This window comes from Pseudoduganella buxea, assembly GCF_009720835.1.
Taxonomy (GTDB): Bacteria; Pseudomonadota; Gammaproteobacteria; order Burkholderiales; family Burkholderiaceae_D; genus Rugamonas; species Rugamonas buxea.
Genome location: NZ_WNKZ01000027.1, coordinates 32,506 through 47,652, shown reverse-complemented (window position 1 = coordinate 47,652; position 15,147 = coordinate 32,506). Strand labels below are relative to the sequence as shown.

9 protein-coding genes are annotated in these 15,147 nt (G+C 64.8%); 6 read left to right on the top strand and 3 right to left on the bottom strand.

The window, feature by feature from the left end:
- Positions 1-54: 54 nt before the first annotated feature.
- Both GM672_RS11665 and GM672_RS11660 read right to left on the bottom strand, forming a co-directional pair.
- Complete coding sequence (locus GM672_RS11665) at positions 55-1,308, bottom strand: AfsR/SARP family transcriptional regulator (protein ID WP_229417688.1); 1,254 nt, start codon at positions 1,306-1,308, stop codon at positions 55-57.
- Entirely contained in the window at positions 1,305-3,167 is a 1,863-nt protein-coding gene (locus tag GM672_RS11660; RefSeq protein WP_229417687.1) for a CHASE2 domain-containing protein, read from the bottom strand. Before GM672_RS11660 ends, GM672_RS11665 begins: the two co-directional genes overlap by 4 nt.
- 172 nt (positions 3,168-3,339) lie before the next feature.
- On the opposite strand from GM672_RS11660, the gene GM672_RS11655 reads away from it, so the two are divergent.
- The 6 genes from GM672_RS11655 to GM672_RS11630 all read left to right on the top strand — a co-directional run bounded on the left by GM672_RS11655 (position 3,340) and on the right by GM672_RS11630 (position 14,106).
- A complete protein-coding gene (locus GM672_RS11655; RefSeq protein WP_170300026.1) occupies positions 3,340-4,659 on the top strand; it encodes a FecR family protein in 1,320 nt (439 codons plus the stop codon).
- A gap of 348 nt (positions 4,660-5,007) precedes the next feature.
- Positions 5,008-7,572: a DUF4214 domain-containing protein gene (locus GM672_RS11650; RefSeq protein WP_155470696.1), complete on the top strand. Its 2,565-nt coding sequence runs from the start codon at positions 5,008-5,010 to the stop codon at positions 7,570-7,572.
- Positions 7,573-7,706: 134 nt separating this feature from the next.
- Positions 7,707-9,329, top strand: coding sequence for a DUF4214 domain-containing protein (locus tag GM672_RS11645; protein ID WP_170300025.1), 1,623 nt, complete (start codon positions 7,707-7,709; stop codon positions 9,327-9,329).
- 227 nt (positions 9,330-9,556) lie between these two features.
- Complete coding sequence (locus GM672_RS11640) at positions 9,557-11,410, top strand: type I secretion system permease/ATPase (RefSeq protein WP_155470694.1); 1,854 nt, start codon at positions 9,557-9,559, stop codon at positions 11,408-11,410.
- 2 nt (positions 11,411-11,412) lie between these two features.
- Entirely contained in the window at positions 11,413-12,771 is a 1,359-nt protein-coding gene (locus GM672_RS11635) for an HlyD family type I secretion periplasmic adaptor subunit (protein ID WP_155470693.1), read from the top strand.
- Positions 12,772-14,106, top strand: coding sequence for a TolC family outer membrane protein (locus GM672_RS11630; protein ID WP_229427726.1), 1,335 nt, complete (start codon positions 12,772-12,774; stop codon positions 14,104-14,106).
- Between the two features lie 68 nt (positions 14,107-14,174).
- Here GM672_RS11630 and GM672_RS11625 read toward each other — a convergent pair whose 3' ends face one another.
- Complete coding sequence (locus GM672_RS11625; RefSeq protein ID WP_155470692.1) at positions 14,175-15,092, bottom strand: sulfurtransferase; 918 nt, start codon at positions 15,090-15,092, stop codon at positions 14,175-14,177.
- Positions 15,093-15,147 lie beyond the last annotated feature (55 nt).

Genomic DNA, 15,147 nt, shown 5'->3' with positions numbered 1-15,147 from the left:
CATAGCGTACGCCCACAGACCGTGCACCGCGCACGCGGCCGACATTGTACCGGATCAGGGCGTCAGCCATTGCCAGCTCAGCTGCATCTGGCCGCTGTGATACTGGAACAGCGAAATGTTTTCCTCGTTGTGCGTCTTGCGCAGTTCCAGCAACACGTTGTTGTTGCGGTTGACGGGATAGCTGAACGTGGCGCGGGCGATCTGGGTGCGCTGGTCGCGTGCGATGTTGATCAGGCCCGGCGCGTAGGCGGTGCTGCCGCGCCATTGCTGGCGCGTGTACGCGAATTCGCCGTTGATGCCTGCCGCCAATGGCTGGCGCCACAGTATCGTTGCCGTGTTGCCGTGGCGGTTGCCGCCGGGGCGCGCGTCCAGGGCGTGGTCATTGCTGAAGGCGAAGCTGGCGCTGAAGTAATGGTTGTCGTCGCGATGTACCAGCTGGCCGCGCAGCTCCGTGGTCATGCCGTCGAAATTGGCCAGCGTCAGGTAATTGGCACGGGTAACGCCGCCCAGCACGGTAAAGCGGTATTTCGGCGGCAGCGGCAGGGGCACGCCTACCTGCGCCTGGAGCTGGCCCACGCGCTGGTAGCTCTTGCCGCCCAGCGTGACGACGCCGCCCAGGGCACTGGCGCGCAAGGTCCAGCGGCCCATCCGCCACGGCGTTTCGGCGCCGAGGAACAGGGCGTTGCTGTCATAGTCGCGCATCGTGTCGTTACGCCGGCCCTGCAGCTGGACGAAGCCCATCGCGCCGTTCGGCGTCAGGTCGCGCATGTAGTCCAGCGACAGCATGCTGTATTGGTCGTGTTGCGGGAGGAAATCGGGCAACAGCGGCAGCTCGACGCCGTCGCCGGCATCGTACAGGGGGTTGCTCGTACCCTGGTTGACATTCTGGTCGATGCCGCGGCCGAACTGGATCGAACCGGAACTGCGCGGCTGCCAGCGGTCGCAGCCCTTCGCGCGGGCCTCGCCGATCAGTTGCAGGATGCCGGGCGGCGGATCGAAGCGCTGTTCGATGGCGCGAAACAGGCGTTCCGCTTCGTCTTCGTGGCCGAGTCCGCACTGGACCAGTGCCAGGTCGAGCCAGGCGCCCGCGTGCAGCGGTTCCTTGTCGACGACGCGGCGCAAGGTATCGCTGGCATCGCTGTTGCGGCCTTCGGCGATCGAGCGCAGGGCATCGCGGTACATCAGCTCGATCTCGGCGGACTGCTCGGCGGCCGTCTGTGCCATGGCGGGCAGGGCCAGGGCAGCGGCGAGGACGGCAGCCAGCGTCAGGACGGCATGCCGGATACCGGCAAACGGGCGTGTCGTCATGTGGCGGGCCCGGCAACGTTGGGGGCGGGGGTGCTCATGGTGGAATCTATCGTATACAGGATGACCGGTTTTTCTTTGCCCCGCAGCAGGCGCTCGCCCAGCGACAGGAATTGGTGACGCCGCGAGCGCTCGACCGTGCCGGCGCCGACGATCACGTCGTGCGGGAAATCGCGCGCCGCCTGCTCCAGCCGGGAAGCGGTGTTGACGCTGTCGCCGACGGCAGTATATATGCTGCGGAACGATGTACCGAAATCGCCGGCCACTGCCAGTCCGCTCTCGATGCCGATGCGCACGCGCAGTGGCGGGTGGCCGTCGCGCTGGCGCTGCTCGCTCAGTGCGCGCACCTGCTGCAGGATTTCGCGCGCCGCGTCGAGGGCCATGTCGGCATGGTCGTGCTGGGGCAACGGGGCGCCCCAGAAGGCCACCAGGCCGTCGCCCGTGTATTTGTCCAGCGTACCCTGGTGGCGGATCACGGGCCCGGTCAGGCAATCGAGGAACGCGCGCGTCAGCGCCGCCGCCTCGGCTACGGGAATCGCCTCCACCTGCGCCGTGTAGCCTTCCATGTCGGCGATCAGCGTCGTCACGTCCAGTTCGCGCGGCACCAGCGGATCGCGCATGTCGCTGCGCAGCAGCTCGCGCACGACGCCGGGCGCCACGTACTGGCGCAGCGTGTTGAGCAGTGCGCGTGACCGGCGCTGTGCCAGCTGCCACTGGTAGGGCACGCCCACGGCCAGCAGCCACAGGATCGCCAGCAGCGGGCCGCCGGGCGAGAACGTGGCGTCATGCACGCCGATACCGTCCGCCAGCCACAGCCACAGTGCGGCGGCGGCGACCAGCAGCGCGGCGCTGCCCAGGGCGGGCAGGCGCGGGAATGCCAGCATTGTCAGCAATGCGACGGCGCCGGCGAACGCCAGCGCGATCCAGTGCCCCGGCCATGGCGCGGGATGCGTGCCGGCCTGCTGGTCGAGCAGCGTGGACAGCATCGTCGCCTGCACGCCCAGGCCGGGACGGCTGGCCGCCAGCGGCGTCGTGACCCGGTCGCCCAGGCCGAGCGACGAGGAACCGACGATCACCAGCCGGCCGGCGACGTCGCGCGCGGCAATCGCATGGTCCAGGATGTCCCCGGCGGAGACGACCGTGTAGGCCGTCCAGTCGCGCCGGAAGTCCACCCGCAGCACGGGCGGCGGCGTCAGCACGGCGCCGCCGCTGCAGCAGTTGACCAGGGCCAGGCTCAAGGCCGGATAGCTGCGCCCGGCGAAGCTGGTATACATGGGCAGGCGGCGCAGGGCGCCGTCCGGATCGGGGACGAAGCCGATATTGCCGACATGGGGAACGTCGGCCCAGGCTGGCTGATTGGCAATATAGCCGCTGGCCTGGAGTGCGCCCGGCACCGTGCCGGGCCGGCCACCGGCGGGCACGCCGGCACGCAGGTGCTGCGGCCGCAGCGCGTTGTAGTCGAAGGCCTGGGCCAGCACGAGGGGGCCGTGGCGGGCCAGCATGCCCAGCCGCAGGTCGCCGGCCGGGTCGGCCGGCTGCGGCAATACGATGTCCAGCGCGACGCCTTTCGCGCCGTAGTCGCCGATCAGGATTTCCACCAGGTCGGCCAACTGGCCGCGCGGCCACGGCCAGTCACCATGGCTGGCCAGGCTCGCTTCGTCGATATCGACCACCAGCACGCGCGGTTCGGGCGTCGCGACCACATGGCGCCGGATCAGCTGGTCGCGCAGCCACTCGTCCGGCACCTTGATGCCAGGTGTCCACTGCGCCGCCGCGGCCAGCAGCACGCCCACGGCGGCAATTGCCAGCCGCACCAGCATGGTTGGCGTGCGCGCGGCAAGACTGCGGACGATGGCGCTCAAGGGCAGACCCGGCTATTGTATAAAAACAAAAGTATAACTTGCCACGCAGCACCGACCAAGCAGATGCTACAAGATGTAAAGATCGCGGCTGCCTGTAGCGTATTTGCTAGAATGTGATAGCCGTCACGGAACTTGCTATTGCCACGCGGATAATGGCCAAATGAGGAAATTTATGTCGCGCGCTATCTTTGCCACCCCCATCATCGCCGCCGTCCTGGCCGTCGCCGCGCCGGCAGGCGCCGCCGAGGCCGGCAGGATCGTGTTCGTCACCGGCAACGTCCAGGTCGCAGGCGTGCCCGCGTCGAACGGCAGTGCCGTGCAGGAGGGCGACGCCCTGGTGACGGGAGCGGACGGCTACCTGTATATCAAGACCGTGGACGAAGGCCTGTTCATCCTGCGCCCGCAGTCCGAAGCGAAGATCGTCACCTATCATGTCGACAAGGTCGAGCCGTCGCGCACCCAGGTAAAGCTGGAGCTGACGAAGGGCGTGGCCCGCAGCCAGTCCGGCAAGGCCGTCAAGGCCGCGCGCCAGAATTTCCGCTTCAACACGCCGGTCGCCGCCATTGGCGTGCGCGGCACCGACTTCACCGTATTCACCGACCAGGAGACGTCGCGCGTGGCCGTCATCTCCGGCGCCATTACCATGAGTTCGTTCGGTGGCGGCTGCCAACCCGGTGGTACGGGGCCTTGCGGCAGCGGCAGCGAGCTGTCGGCCTTGCAGCGTGGCCAATTGCTGGAAGTGCGCCGTGGCCAGGCCACGCCGCGGCTGATGCAGGGTGGCGCCGTGGCACCGGACATTGTGGCGCCGCCCCGTACGGACGAGCCGCTGGGCAAGGAGAAGGAGGGCGCCGACGCTTCCTTGCTGGACGCCCACAAGTCCGGCGTGCTGGCGCAACAGGCCTTGAACGCGACGGTGCAGCCACCGCCGCAGGAGCCGGAGATCCCCGTGGTGACTCCGCCGGTGCCGCCCGTGGTGGTGGAGATCGTCCGCCAGGGCCGGGAAGTGTCGTGGGGACGCTGGCAGGCGGTCTATGACAAGGACGCCAACTCCCGCCTGACGAAAGCGGGCGCGGACAGTCTCGACAATAACGAAACCTATGTGCTGTTCCGGAACCGTGCCGGCGATCCGTATGTGCTGCCGGAACGGGGCACGGCCGGCTTCGTGCTGACGGGTGGCGAAGCGTATGTGCGCGACATGGCGACCCAGGTGCGCACGGCGGCGACGATATCGAACGGCCAGTTGATGATCGATTTCGGCAATGCCCGGTACACCACCGGTTTCGACTTGCGGCACGATAGCCAGGATTATCGGCTGGCATCGAGCGGCAGGGTGGAAAAAGATGGTCTATTCAGCAATAGCAATCAATATACACCTGCTAACAATATCTCCATCTTTGGCGCGCTGGATAATAATAATGGCGCGACCTACCTTTTCCAGGGTGCGCTGAGACCGGGCAAGATCGTTTCCGGTGTCACTACCTGGGCCCGCTGATCGCGGACCACGCCACGAGACGCTGCCTTCGGCAGCGTTTTATTTTTTATACCTGTTTATCGAAGCCTCATCCGCGCGCCGTGGCGGCAGGGTTTCAATTAAACTCTTTCCGCATTTCCTGCATTGGTATTAATCATTGATTTTGACAATCGCTTCTTGGATAATGCCGTTGTGGTAATTTCTGTCGTAAAAAAACGTCAAGAATCGATGGGGAATGGTTTGATTTGTGATGACCGTCACATTTTCACTTCGTTTCTTCTGCCATGATTCGATGCGTGCTCTTGCCCCGGTAGGTCCGGCGCATCGTGGGTTCAACTTTTGAATGATTTATCTTAGGAGTAACAATAGATGGCTTCTGCTCAAACTATCAACGCAGTCCAACAACTGTACATCGCTTTCTTCAACCGTCCTGCAGAGCCAACCGGCCTGAAATTCTGGACCGATGCCGTTGAAGCTGGTGGCAGCCTGGCCGGCGTGAGCGCCGCGTTCGCACGTGACACCGAATACCAGGCGCAATTCGCGAATCTGGGCCCTGACCAGATCATCGCCAAGATCTACGACAACCTGTTCAACCGCCTGCCAGACCCATCGGGCCTGGACTTCTGGAGCGGCAAGCTGCAGTCCGGCGAACTGACGATTTCGAACATCGTCGACACGATCGCCAACTCGGCCGTCAACAACCCAACCGTGTCGCCAACCGACACCGCCGCCATCACCAACAAGGTGAAAGCTGCCGTCCAGTTCACGAACCTGCTGAACAACGACGTCGCCCTGCGCCTGGCATACGGCAACCCACAAGCTGGCGAAATCGCCAAGGCCTACATCCACAGCGTGACCGACGAAGCGTCGTACAACCTGGCTGTTGCCGACCTGCCAACCACGACCGCTGAAGCCATCCTGATGGCCGGCCAGCCAGTCGGCGGCACGCAGACCCTGACGATCGGCCAGGACGTCCTGGTTGGCACGAGCGCCAACGACACGTTCAACACCTTCGTTGTCAAGGCAACCGACGGCACCATCTCGAACGTGCTGGCTTCCTACGACTCCATCGATGGCGGCGCAGGTAACGACACGCTGAACCTGAACGTCGACACCGGCATCAACGATTCGCTGGTCGGCACCGTCAAGGGCGTCGAGAACATCAACATCACCGGTTCCGACAAGCTGGACGCAGGCACCACCGCTGCTGACTTCTTCGCCGGCTCGACCAAGATCACCGTGGACGGCGCTGCCACCACCGTGACCGGCGTCACCGCCCAGAAAGTCGTGTTCAACGCCGGCGAAGCCGCTGTTGCGAACGGCGTAACGTACGATGCGGCCGCTACCGCCGGCACCATCGGCCTGTCGAACACGTCCGGCACGATCACCGTGGGCGGCGCCAAGCTGGCCACGCTGTCGGTCGAAGGCTCGACTCACGCCACCGCTGGCGCGGCTGACGTACTGACGCTGGTCGATTCGACCGCCACCAGCACGATCACCAAGCTGAACGTTGCAGTGACGACCGGCACGGAACTGGACATCACCGACCTGGACAAGCTGACCGCCATCGACGCTTCGGCTTCGAAAGCTGGCATCAAGATCGTCGGTAACGGCACCACCGTCGCCACCATCGCCACCGGCGTTGGCTACGACACCGTCACGCTGAACACCGCTACCACGTCGACCAAGGCAGCATCGCTGACGACCGGCGCCGGCAACGACACCATCACCGTCGCCACCACCGGCGCAGGCAATGTCACCGTCAACGCCGGCTCCGGCGACGACACGATCTCGATGGCAGCCGCCGATCTGACGGCCAAGTTCAAGGTCGACGGCGGCGAAGGCGCTGACACGCTGAACCTGACGAGCGGCGGTACGATCGCTCTGACCGAAGGCAACTACGTTCTGTTCGACGCAGCCATCAGCAACATCGAAACGCTGGCATTCGGCGCTGCCGTGACGGCTGCCGACGGTTCCCGTCTGGACCAGTTCACGTCGCTGGAATTCGACGCCGCTGGCGTGATCACCAAGGTGCAGGCGAACCAGGCCCTGACCGCCCATGACAACATCACCGCCACGGCTGCCGGCTACGCCAACCCAGCCTCCGGCGCGACCACCTACGCCGGCTCGCTGAACGTGACGACCGACGCCGCTGCCGGCGCCGTCGTCCTGAACGCTGACTCGGCAACCGTCAATGTCGTGACCGACCTGGCTGCTGCTGCTGCCACGATCTCGGGCGATCTGAAAACGAGCCTGACCGTCAATGTCACCAACGGTCCTGACTCGGCTTCCAGCCCGACCGCTGACGTGCTGGCTTCGGCTGACATCACCATCGGTGCTGTCGATACCGGCCTGCTGGCCCTGACGGCCGTCACGCTGGCCGGCAACGGTTCCGTGACCGTCGACAGCAGCGCTGCTGACGCCAAGCTGGCATCGGTCGATGCTTCGGCACTGACCGGTACGCTGGCCTTCGGCGCCAACGCCGGCAACATCACCGGCGGCCTGACCTACACGGGCAACGCCGCCCTGGCTGAAACCATCAAGCTGGGTGCTGGTCATGACATGCTGACGCTGGCTTCGACCTACGAAGCCATGGACACGATCACCGGCTTGGATGTGACGAAGGAATCGGCAGATGCTAAGTCGACGACCGACGTGCTGGAAATCGGCGGCGTGACGATCGATGGCGCCACCGCCAGCACCGACGTCGTCAAGCTGACGCTGGGCAGCGGCGACACGTCGCTGGCACTGGCCTTCGCCAACGCCGGTGCAAACACCGCTGCTGGCAAGATCGCTCAGTTCGTGTTCGAAGGCAACACCTACCTGTTCGCTGACGACGGCGCAACGGTTGGTTCGCTGGACGCTACCGACTTCGCCGTCAAGCTGGTTGGTACCGTTGACCTGACGACCGCCTTCGGCGTCGCAGCTGCCTAAGTAGCCTGGTTGGCCGGACTTCGGTTCGGCTGATGCAAGAACGGCCAGACTTTGTCTGGCCGTTTTTTTATTCTGTCAGTACTTTACTTTCATATCGCTAGTGTCATGCTCCGCGCGAGCAGATGGAGACCGAGATGGCCCAAACCCCTACCGAAGCAGTACAGCAACTGTACCTTGCCTATTTCAATCGACCCGCCGAGCCCGGTGGCCTGAAGTTCTGGGTCGATGCCATTACGAAAAACGGCGGGTCGCTGAAGGATATCAGCACCGCGTTTTCGAAAACCCCCGAATACCAGGCGCAGTTCGACCGCCTGACACCGGAGCAGATCGTCACGAAAATCTACGACAACCTGTTCAACCGCGCCCCCGACCCCACGGGCCTGAAGTATTGGGCAGGCCACCTGGCATCCGGCGCGCTGAGCCCGTCGTACGTGGTCGATGCCATCGCTTCGTCAGCCGTCGACAATCCCACCGTGTCGCCGGCCGACACGGGCGCCGTCAACAGCAAGGTCAAGGCCGCGATTGCATTCACGGAGCTGACCATCGCCGATCCCGTCATTGCCGCTGCATATGGCCGGCAAGGCGCCGGCGAGATCGCCAAGGCCTACCTGCACGGCGTGGTCGATGCAACGACCCTGGCCGCCGCCGTGGCGAGCCTGCAGACGACGACCCTGGCCAGGCTGCTCGACATGCCCCCCGGTGCGGCGTACAGCGCCGGCGTCCTTACTTTTGCGGCTTCGCCCGTCCTCACCGTCGATGGCGCCAGCCTGGCACACTTCCCGTCCATCGTCTTCGGCCAGGATTCATCGATCGTCAATGCCTCGCAAAAGCTGCTGGCGCACGGCGACCTGTATGCAACGGCTGCCGGCTATGCCGTCGCCGACGGCGGCGCGGTGACCTACCGCGGCGATCTGCAGGTCAGCGCCGACCGCGATGCCAATACGCTCACGCTCAAGGGCGACACCGCCACCGTCAACGTGACGGCGACAGCGGCCAGTACCGGCACCTTGCCGGCGTATGACGGCGACGTCCACACCACCATCGATGGCGACCTGCGCACGAGCCTGACGGTCAATGTCGTCAACGCGGTCGATGCCAAGACGGCGACGGCCGATACGCTGGCCAGCGCGACGATCACCATCGTCAGCGGCGACAGCAACAGCCTGGCGGCATTGAAGGCGTTGAAGTTGGCGGGCAATGGTTCCGTCACTGTCGACAACAGCAACGATACCGGCAGCACGCCGGGCGCCGCCACGGCGCTGGCCACGATCGACGCCGGGGGGCTGGGCGGCACACTGACCGTCGGCGCGCGCAGCGGCGAGATCACGGGCGGCCTGACTTTTACCGGCAATGCCAATGTGACGGAGCAGATCACGCTGGGCAGCGGGCACGACGTACTGAACTTGCGTTCGACCTATGCCAATATGGATGCGGTCGCCGGCTTCGACCGCCACAAGGAGACGGACGACCTGGCGTCGACGGTGGACGTGATGACCTTCGGCGGCATTACCATCGACGGCGCCACTGCCAATGCCGACATCGTCAAGATGTCGGCGGCAAAAGACGCTTCCCTCGCGCTGGCCTTCGTGCACGCCGCCAGCGTGGCGCCAGTCGGCAAGCTGGTCCAGTTCACCTATGAGAATTCGACCTATCTGTTCGCCGACACGGGGACGACCGCCGGCGCCCTCGACGGCGACGATGCGGCCGTGCGCATCGTCGGCGTGACCGACTTCACCGTCCCGTTCACGCCGGCCTGACGGCCACGTGCACAATGCCCTGCAGGCAGTGTCCTGCAGGGCCGATGCGGGTAATGGCAGTTGCTGATCGGCACAAAATCTGCATGATTTGTGATTTACGTCACATATTGCCGGGTTTTGGTGCATAATATCGCAGCCCTTCCGGGGGTGCGCGCACGCGTCCTGCCACGCCGTGCCGACTGCAGTCCTCGCCGCGGCAGCGGCCCTACCTTGCATTGCGTGTATTAATGAAAAACCAATTCTTCAAACCGAAAAACGAGATCGAGCACGTACTGCATTCGCTCAAGCGCAGCTTCGTGACGGTGGGCGTGTTCAGTGCCATCACGAACCTGCTGATGCTGGCGCCGTCGCTGTACATGTTGCAGGTCTATGACCGCGTCCTGACGAGCCGAAACGAATACACGCTGCTGATGCTGACCTTGCTGATGGTCGGTGCCTACATCGTCATCTCGCTGCTGGAACTGATCCGCAGCTTCGTGCTGATCCGCGTGGGCGCGAAGTTCGACATGGAGTTGAACAAGCGCGTCTACACGGCCGCGTTCGAGCAGAACCTGAAGCGGGCAGGGGGGCCGGCCGGCCAGTCGCTGACGGACCTGACGAATATTCGACAGTTCCTGACGGGTAACGCCCTGTTCGCCTTCTTCGATGCCCCCTGGGTGCCGATCTATCTCGTCGTCATCTTCCTGTTCGAGTGGCAGCTGGGCGTGTTCGCACTGGCCGGCACGCTCGTGCTGATCGGCCTGGCTTTCCTCAACGAACGGGCCGTGCGCCAGCCGCTGGCCGAAGCCAACACGCTGGCCATTGCTTCGAGCACGATCGCGACGAACAACCTGCGCAATGCTGAAGTCATCGAGTCGATGGGCATGCTGCCCAACCTGATGAACCGCTGGTTCAAGCTGCATGGCCGCTTCCTGCACACACAGGCCGAAGCGAGCGAGAAGGCTGGCCGCATCCAGGCCGTCACGAAATTCGTGCAGCTCACGCAGCAATCGCTGGTGCTGGGCTTCGGCGCACTGCTCGTGCTGGAGAACAAGATGACGCCGGGGATGATGATCGCCGCGTCGATCCTGGTCGGCCGCGCGCTCGGCCCCGTGCAGCAGGTGATCGGTGTGTGGAAAAGCTGGAGCAGCACCCGCAGCGCCTATGACCGCCTGTGTGAATTGCTGGCACTGAACCCGCAACGTCCCGTCGGCATGGAATTGCCGACGCCGACCGGCAACCTGACCGTCGAACAGGTCACGGCAGCGCCACCGGGCGTTGCCGCCGCCGTGCTGCGTGGCGTGAGCTTCGGCATCGCCCCCGGCGACGTGCTGGGCGTGATCGGGCCGAGCGGCTCGGGCAAGTCCACGCTGGCCCGCCTGCTGGTGGGCGTCTGGCCTTCGGCGATGGGCAAGGTGCGCCTCGACGGTGCCGACATCTACCAGTGGAACAAGGCCGAACTGGGCCCCCACCTGGGCTACCTGCCGCAGGATATCGAATTGTTCGCCGGTACGGTGAGCGACAATATCGCCCGCTTCGGCGAAGTGGATGCGGAAAAAGTGGTGCTGGCCGCCAAGCGCGCCGGCGTGCACGACATGATCCTGCACCTGCCCAAGGGCTACGACACGCCGCTGGGCGACGGCGGCGCCGGCCTGTCCGGCGGCCAGAAGCAACGCCTGGGCCTCGCCCGTGCCATGTATGGCGACCCGGCCGTGATCGTGCTGGACGAGCCCAACTCGAACCTGGACGACGTCGGCGAACAGGCCCTGCTGGCCGCGATCGGCGACCTGCGCCAGCGCGGCAAGACGATCGTGCTGATCACGCACCGCACCAACGCCATCGGCATCACCAACAAGTTGCTGCTGTTGCGTGACGGTGTCGTGGAAATGTTCGGCCCCACCAACGCAGTGCTGCAAGCGTTGCAGCAGAAGCAGCAGAAACAGCAACAGCAGTTGCAGCAGGCGCAGGCTGCGGCGCAAGCTCAGCCCGCCGCGGGGCAGCCCGGCCAGCCGCCGGCTGCGCCGGCAGGGCAGCCCGGCCACCCACCAGCGGCCCCGGCCGCCCCGGCAGGGCAGCCCGCGGCAACTTCGGAACAGGAATGAGCATGAAAGCACTAACGACCAAAAAAGACGCAGTCGAGGTCATCAGCCATGACGTCGAGCCGCTGACCGTCCATACGGACCCCAGCTCCTACAGCCGGATCGGCTGGATCATCGTGCTGCTGGGCGTGGGTGGCTTCCTGCTGTGGGCATTGCTGGCGCCGCTCGACAAGGGCGTGCCGCTGCAGGGCACCGTCGCCAAGGAAGGCAACCGCAAGGCAGTGCAGCACCAGGCCGGCGGCACCATCAAGCGCATTCTCGTGCAGGATGGCGCTCACGTGAAAGCCGGCCAGGTGCTGGTGGAAATGAACGACGTGGTGGCACGTTCGCAGCTCGACACGGCGCGGGCCCAGTACTTCGCCTCGCGTGCCACCGAGGCACGGCTGCTGGCCGAACGCGATGGCGCCAAGAGCATCACCTTCCCGGCGGAGCTGGAATCGATGCAGAACGATCCCCGCGCGGCCGAAAGCATGGCGTTGCAGCGGCAACTGTTCACGTCGCGCACGATGGCGCTGCAAAGCGAGCTGTCCGCGTACGACGAAAACATCGCCGGCCTGAAAATGCAGACGGCGGGCCTGGATGAATCGCGCAACAGCAAGAAAGAACAACTGGCAATGCTGAAGGAGCAGCTGGCCGGCATGCGCGACCTGGCCAAGGATGGTTACGTCGCCCGCAACCGCCTGCTCGACCTGGAACGCACCTATGCGCAGATCAATGGCTCGATCTCGGAAGACATCGGCAATATCGGCCGCGGACGTCGCCAGATCGTCGAGATCTCGCTGCGCCGCTCGCAACGGATGCAGGAGTACCAGAAGGAAGTGCGCACCCAGCTGGCCGACGTGCAGAAGGACGTGGAAGCCGTCGGCAGCCGCCTGCGCGCGCTGGAATACGATGTCAACAACACGGCCGTGCGTTCGCCCGCCGATGGCGTCGTCGTCGGCATGAACGTGTTTACCAATGGCGGTGTCGTGCCGCCCGGCGCGCACATGATGGACGTGGTGCCGGCCGGCGACGCACTGATCGTCGATGGCCAGTTGCCCGTCAACCTGGTGGACCGGGTGCACAAGGGACTGCCGGTGGAACTGATGTTCTCGGCGTTCAATACGAACAAGACGCCCCATATCCCCGGCGTGGTGACGCAGGTCGCGGCCGACCGTACCGTGGACGAGAAGACGGGCATGCCGTATTACCTGGTCAAGGCCAAGGTCACGCCGGAAGGCGCGCGCCTGATCGCCCAGAAGAAGCTCGACGTGCTGCCCGGCATGCCGGTGGAAGTGTTCGTCAAGACGGGCGAGCGTTCGATGATGAGCTACCTGCTCAAGCCGGTGTACGACCGCGCCCAGACGTCGATGTCGGAGGAGTAAGTGCAGACCATCCGTAAATTGCTTCCGGCCCTGCTGGCCGCCGCCGGGCTGCTGTCGGCCGGCGGCGCCAGCGCCATGAGCCTGCTGCAGGCCTACCAGACCGCGCTGCAGAACGACCCGCAGTACAAGGCGGCGCTGGCGGAAAACGCGCAGGGCATCGAGTACCGCAATATCGGCCGCTCGGCGCTGCTGCCGACCTTGCAGGCCAGCTATTACCGCAACAAGAACTGGGCCGACTTGACGCAGCAAGGCCTGCGGGGCGAGGACACCACCCATCCCCGCTACCTGAGCGGTTCGACGTCCGTGCAATTGCGCCAGCCGCTGTTCAACATGGATGCGTGGGCGCGCTTCAAGCAGGGCAAGGCGCAAAGCGATTCGTCGGCGGCGCTGTTCTCCGTGCGGCAGCAGGAAATGGTGCTGCGCGTGGTGCAGGCCTATACGGATGGCCTGTTCGCCAACGAGCAGCTGCGGCTGGCCACGGCCCAGCGCGACGCGCTGGCCGAGCAGCGCAACGTGAACGACCGGCTGTTCGCCAAGGGCGAAGGCACCCGCACCGATATGCTGGAAACCCAGGCCCGGCTGGACGTTGCGGAAGCCGCCGTGCTCGAAGCGCAGGACAATGTGGCGACATCGCGCGCCGCGCTGGCCGGCATCATCGGCCAGGAACCGGGCGAGCTCGATGGACTGGCGCCCAATTTCCGCCTTGTGCCGATGCAGGAGGGCGGCTTCGAGGCCTGGCGCAAGATCGCGCTGGAAAACAATCCGAACCTGCTGTCGCGCACGTTCGGCATCGAGATCGCGCACCAGGAGGTCAACAAGGCCAAGGCCGGTCACGCGCCACGCCTCGACCTGGTGGCCACATTCAGCAAGGCCAACGCGGAAACGCTCAATACCTATACGCAGGATTCCACGGCGCGGGTGCTGGGCGTGCAGCTCACGGTGCCGCTGTACCAGGGCGGCTATGTCAGCGCGATTGCCCGCCAGGCCGTCGCGGGCGAAGAGCGTGCCCGTGCCGACCTCCAGGTGGAAACGGACAAGACGCTGGTGGAACTGCGCAAGCAGTACAGCGCCGTGGTCAGCGGCGTATCGCGCATCCGTGCGCTGGAAAAGGCCGTGGCGTCGGGCCGGCTCCTGATGACGGCGACGGAGCAGAGCATCAAGGGCGGCGTACGCATCAACCTCGACCTGCTCAACGCACAGCAGCAGCTGTATGCCAGTGAACGCGACCTGGCACAGGCGCGCTACAACTACCTGCTCGCGCTGCTGCGGCTGCGCGCCGCGGCCGGCACGCTGGGGCCGGACGATATCAGGGAGATTGCCCTGTATTTCCGTTGATCGTGGTGCAAAAAAAAATCCGGGAATTTCCCGGATTTTTATCGTGCGTCTTTGATTGCGCTTCCCGGTCAGGCCTGGCCGTCCGTCTTGCCGTAGCAGTGCGGGCATGACACTTCATATACATACTCCGGCGCCAGCTGCTGGCGCGGCGTGACGACGGCGCGGCAGGCGAAGCACTGCACCGTCTGCGTCGGCTGCAACTGCGGGTTGAGCGCCGTGCGGTAGTCGAACACGAAACAGTCGCCCGTGTAGTGGGCGCCGCCCACTTCCTCGAAATACTTCAGGATGCCGCCTTCGAGCTGGTAGACATTGTCGTAGCCGATGTTCTGCATGTGGATGGCCGCCTTTTCGCAGCGGATGCCGCCCGTGCAGAAGGTAACGACCGTCTTGCCGGCGAAATCGTCCTTGTGGGCGGCGATCACTTCCGGGAATTCCGTGAACTTCTTGATGCGGTAGTCGACCGTCCGGTCGAAGGTGCCCACGTCCACTTCGAAATCGTTGCGGGTATCGACCATGACGACGGGCTTGCCGTTGTCGTCGTGGCCCTGGTCGAGCCAGCGTTTCAGCGTGTGCGCCTCGACGAACGGGGCGCGGCCTTCCTCGGGCTTGATCAGCGGCATGCGCATCGTGATGATCTCGGCCTTGATCTTGACCAGCATGCGCTTGTGCGACTGTTCCACCGACAGGCTTTCCTTCACTTCCAGGTCGGCCAGGCGGGCATCGCTGCGTACCCACGCGAGGAACTCGTCGATGTTCGCCCGGGTGCCGGACAGGAACATATTGATGCCTTCCGGCGTCAGCAGGATCGTGCCCTTCAGGCCAAGGCGCGTCGTGATGTCCTGGTACTGCGGGCGCAGTTCTTCCAGCGCGTCCAGGGTAATGAATTTGTAGGCGGCGATATTGACGAACTGGCCGGCGGTAGGCTGCGCCGAATGCGCCGCTGCCGCGCCTGCGGTTGCCGGCGCGTCGAGAGTGCTTGCTTGCATAGTGGGATAGGGAGGAGATTTTTCCGGAACAGCCGCCATTATAAGGCAACGCCGC

Excerpts from the sequence above, each read along its gene's own strand:
- GM672_RS11640 (WP_155470694.1), top strand. The coding sequence starts at position 9,557 with ATGAAAAACCAATTCTTCAAACCGAAAAACGAGATCGAGCACGTACTG.
- GM672_RS11635 (WP_155470693.1), top strand. The coding sequence starts at position 11,413 with ATGAAAGCACTAACGACCAAAAAAGACGCAGTCGAGGTCATCAGCCAT.
- GM672_RS11625 (WP_155470692.1), bottom strand. The coding sequence starts at position 15,092 with ATGCAAGCAAGCACTCTCGACGCGCCGGCAACCGCAGGCGCGGCAGCG.
- GM672_RS11645 (WP_170300025.1), top strand. The coding sequence starts at position 7,707 with ATGGCCCAAACCCCTACCGAAGCAGTACAGCAACTGTACCTTGCCTAT.
- GM672_RS11665 (WP_229417688.1), bottom strand. The coding sequence starts at position 1,308 with ATGACGACACGCCCGTTTGCCGGTATCCGGCATGCCGTCCTGACGCTG.
- GM672_RS11655 (WP_170300026.1), top strand. The coding sequence starts at position 3,340 with ATGTCGCGCGCTATCTTTGCCACCCCCATCATCGCCGCCGTCCTGGCC.
- GM672_RS11650 (WP_155470696.1), top strand. The coding sequence starts at position 5,008 with ATGGCTTCTGCTCAAACTATCAACGCAGTCCAACAACTGTACATCGCT.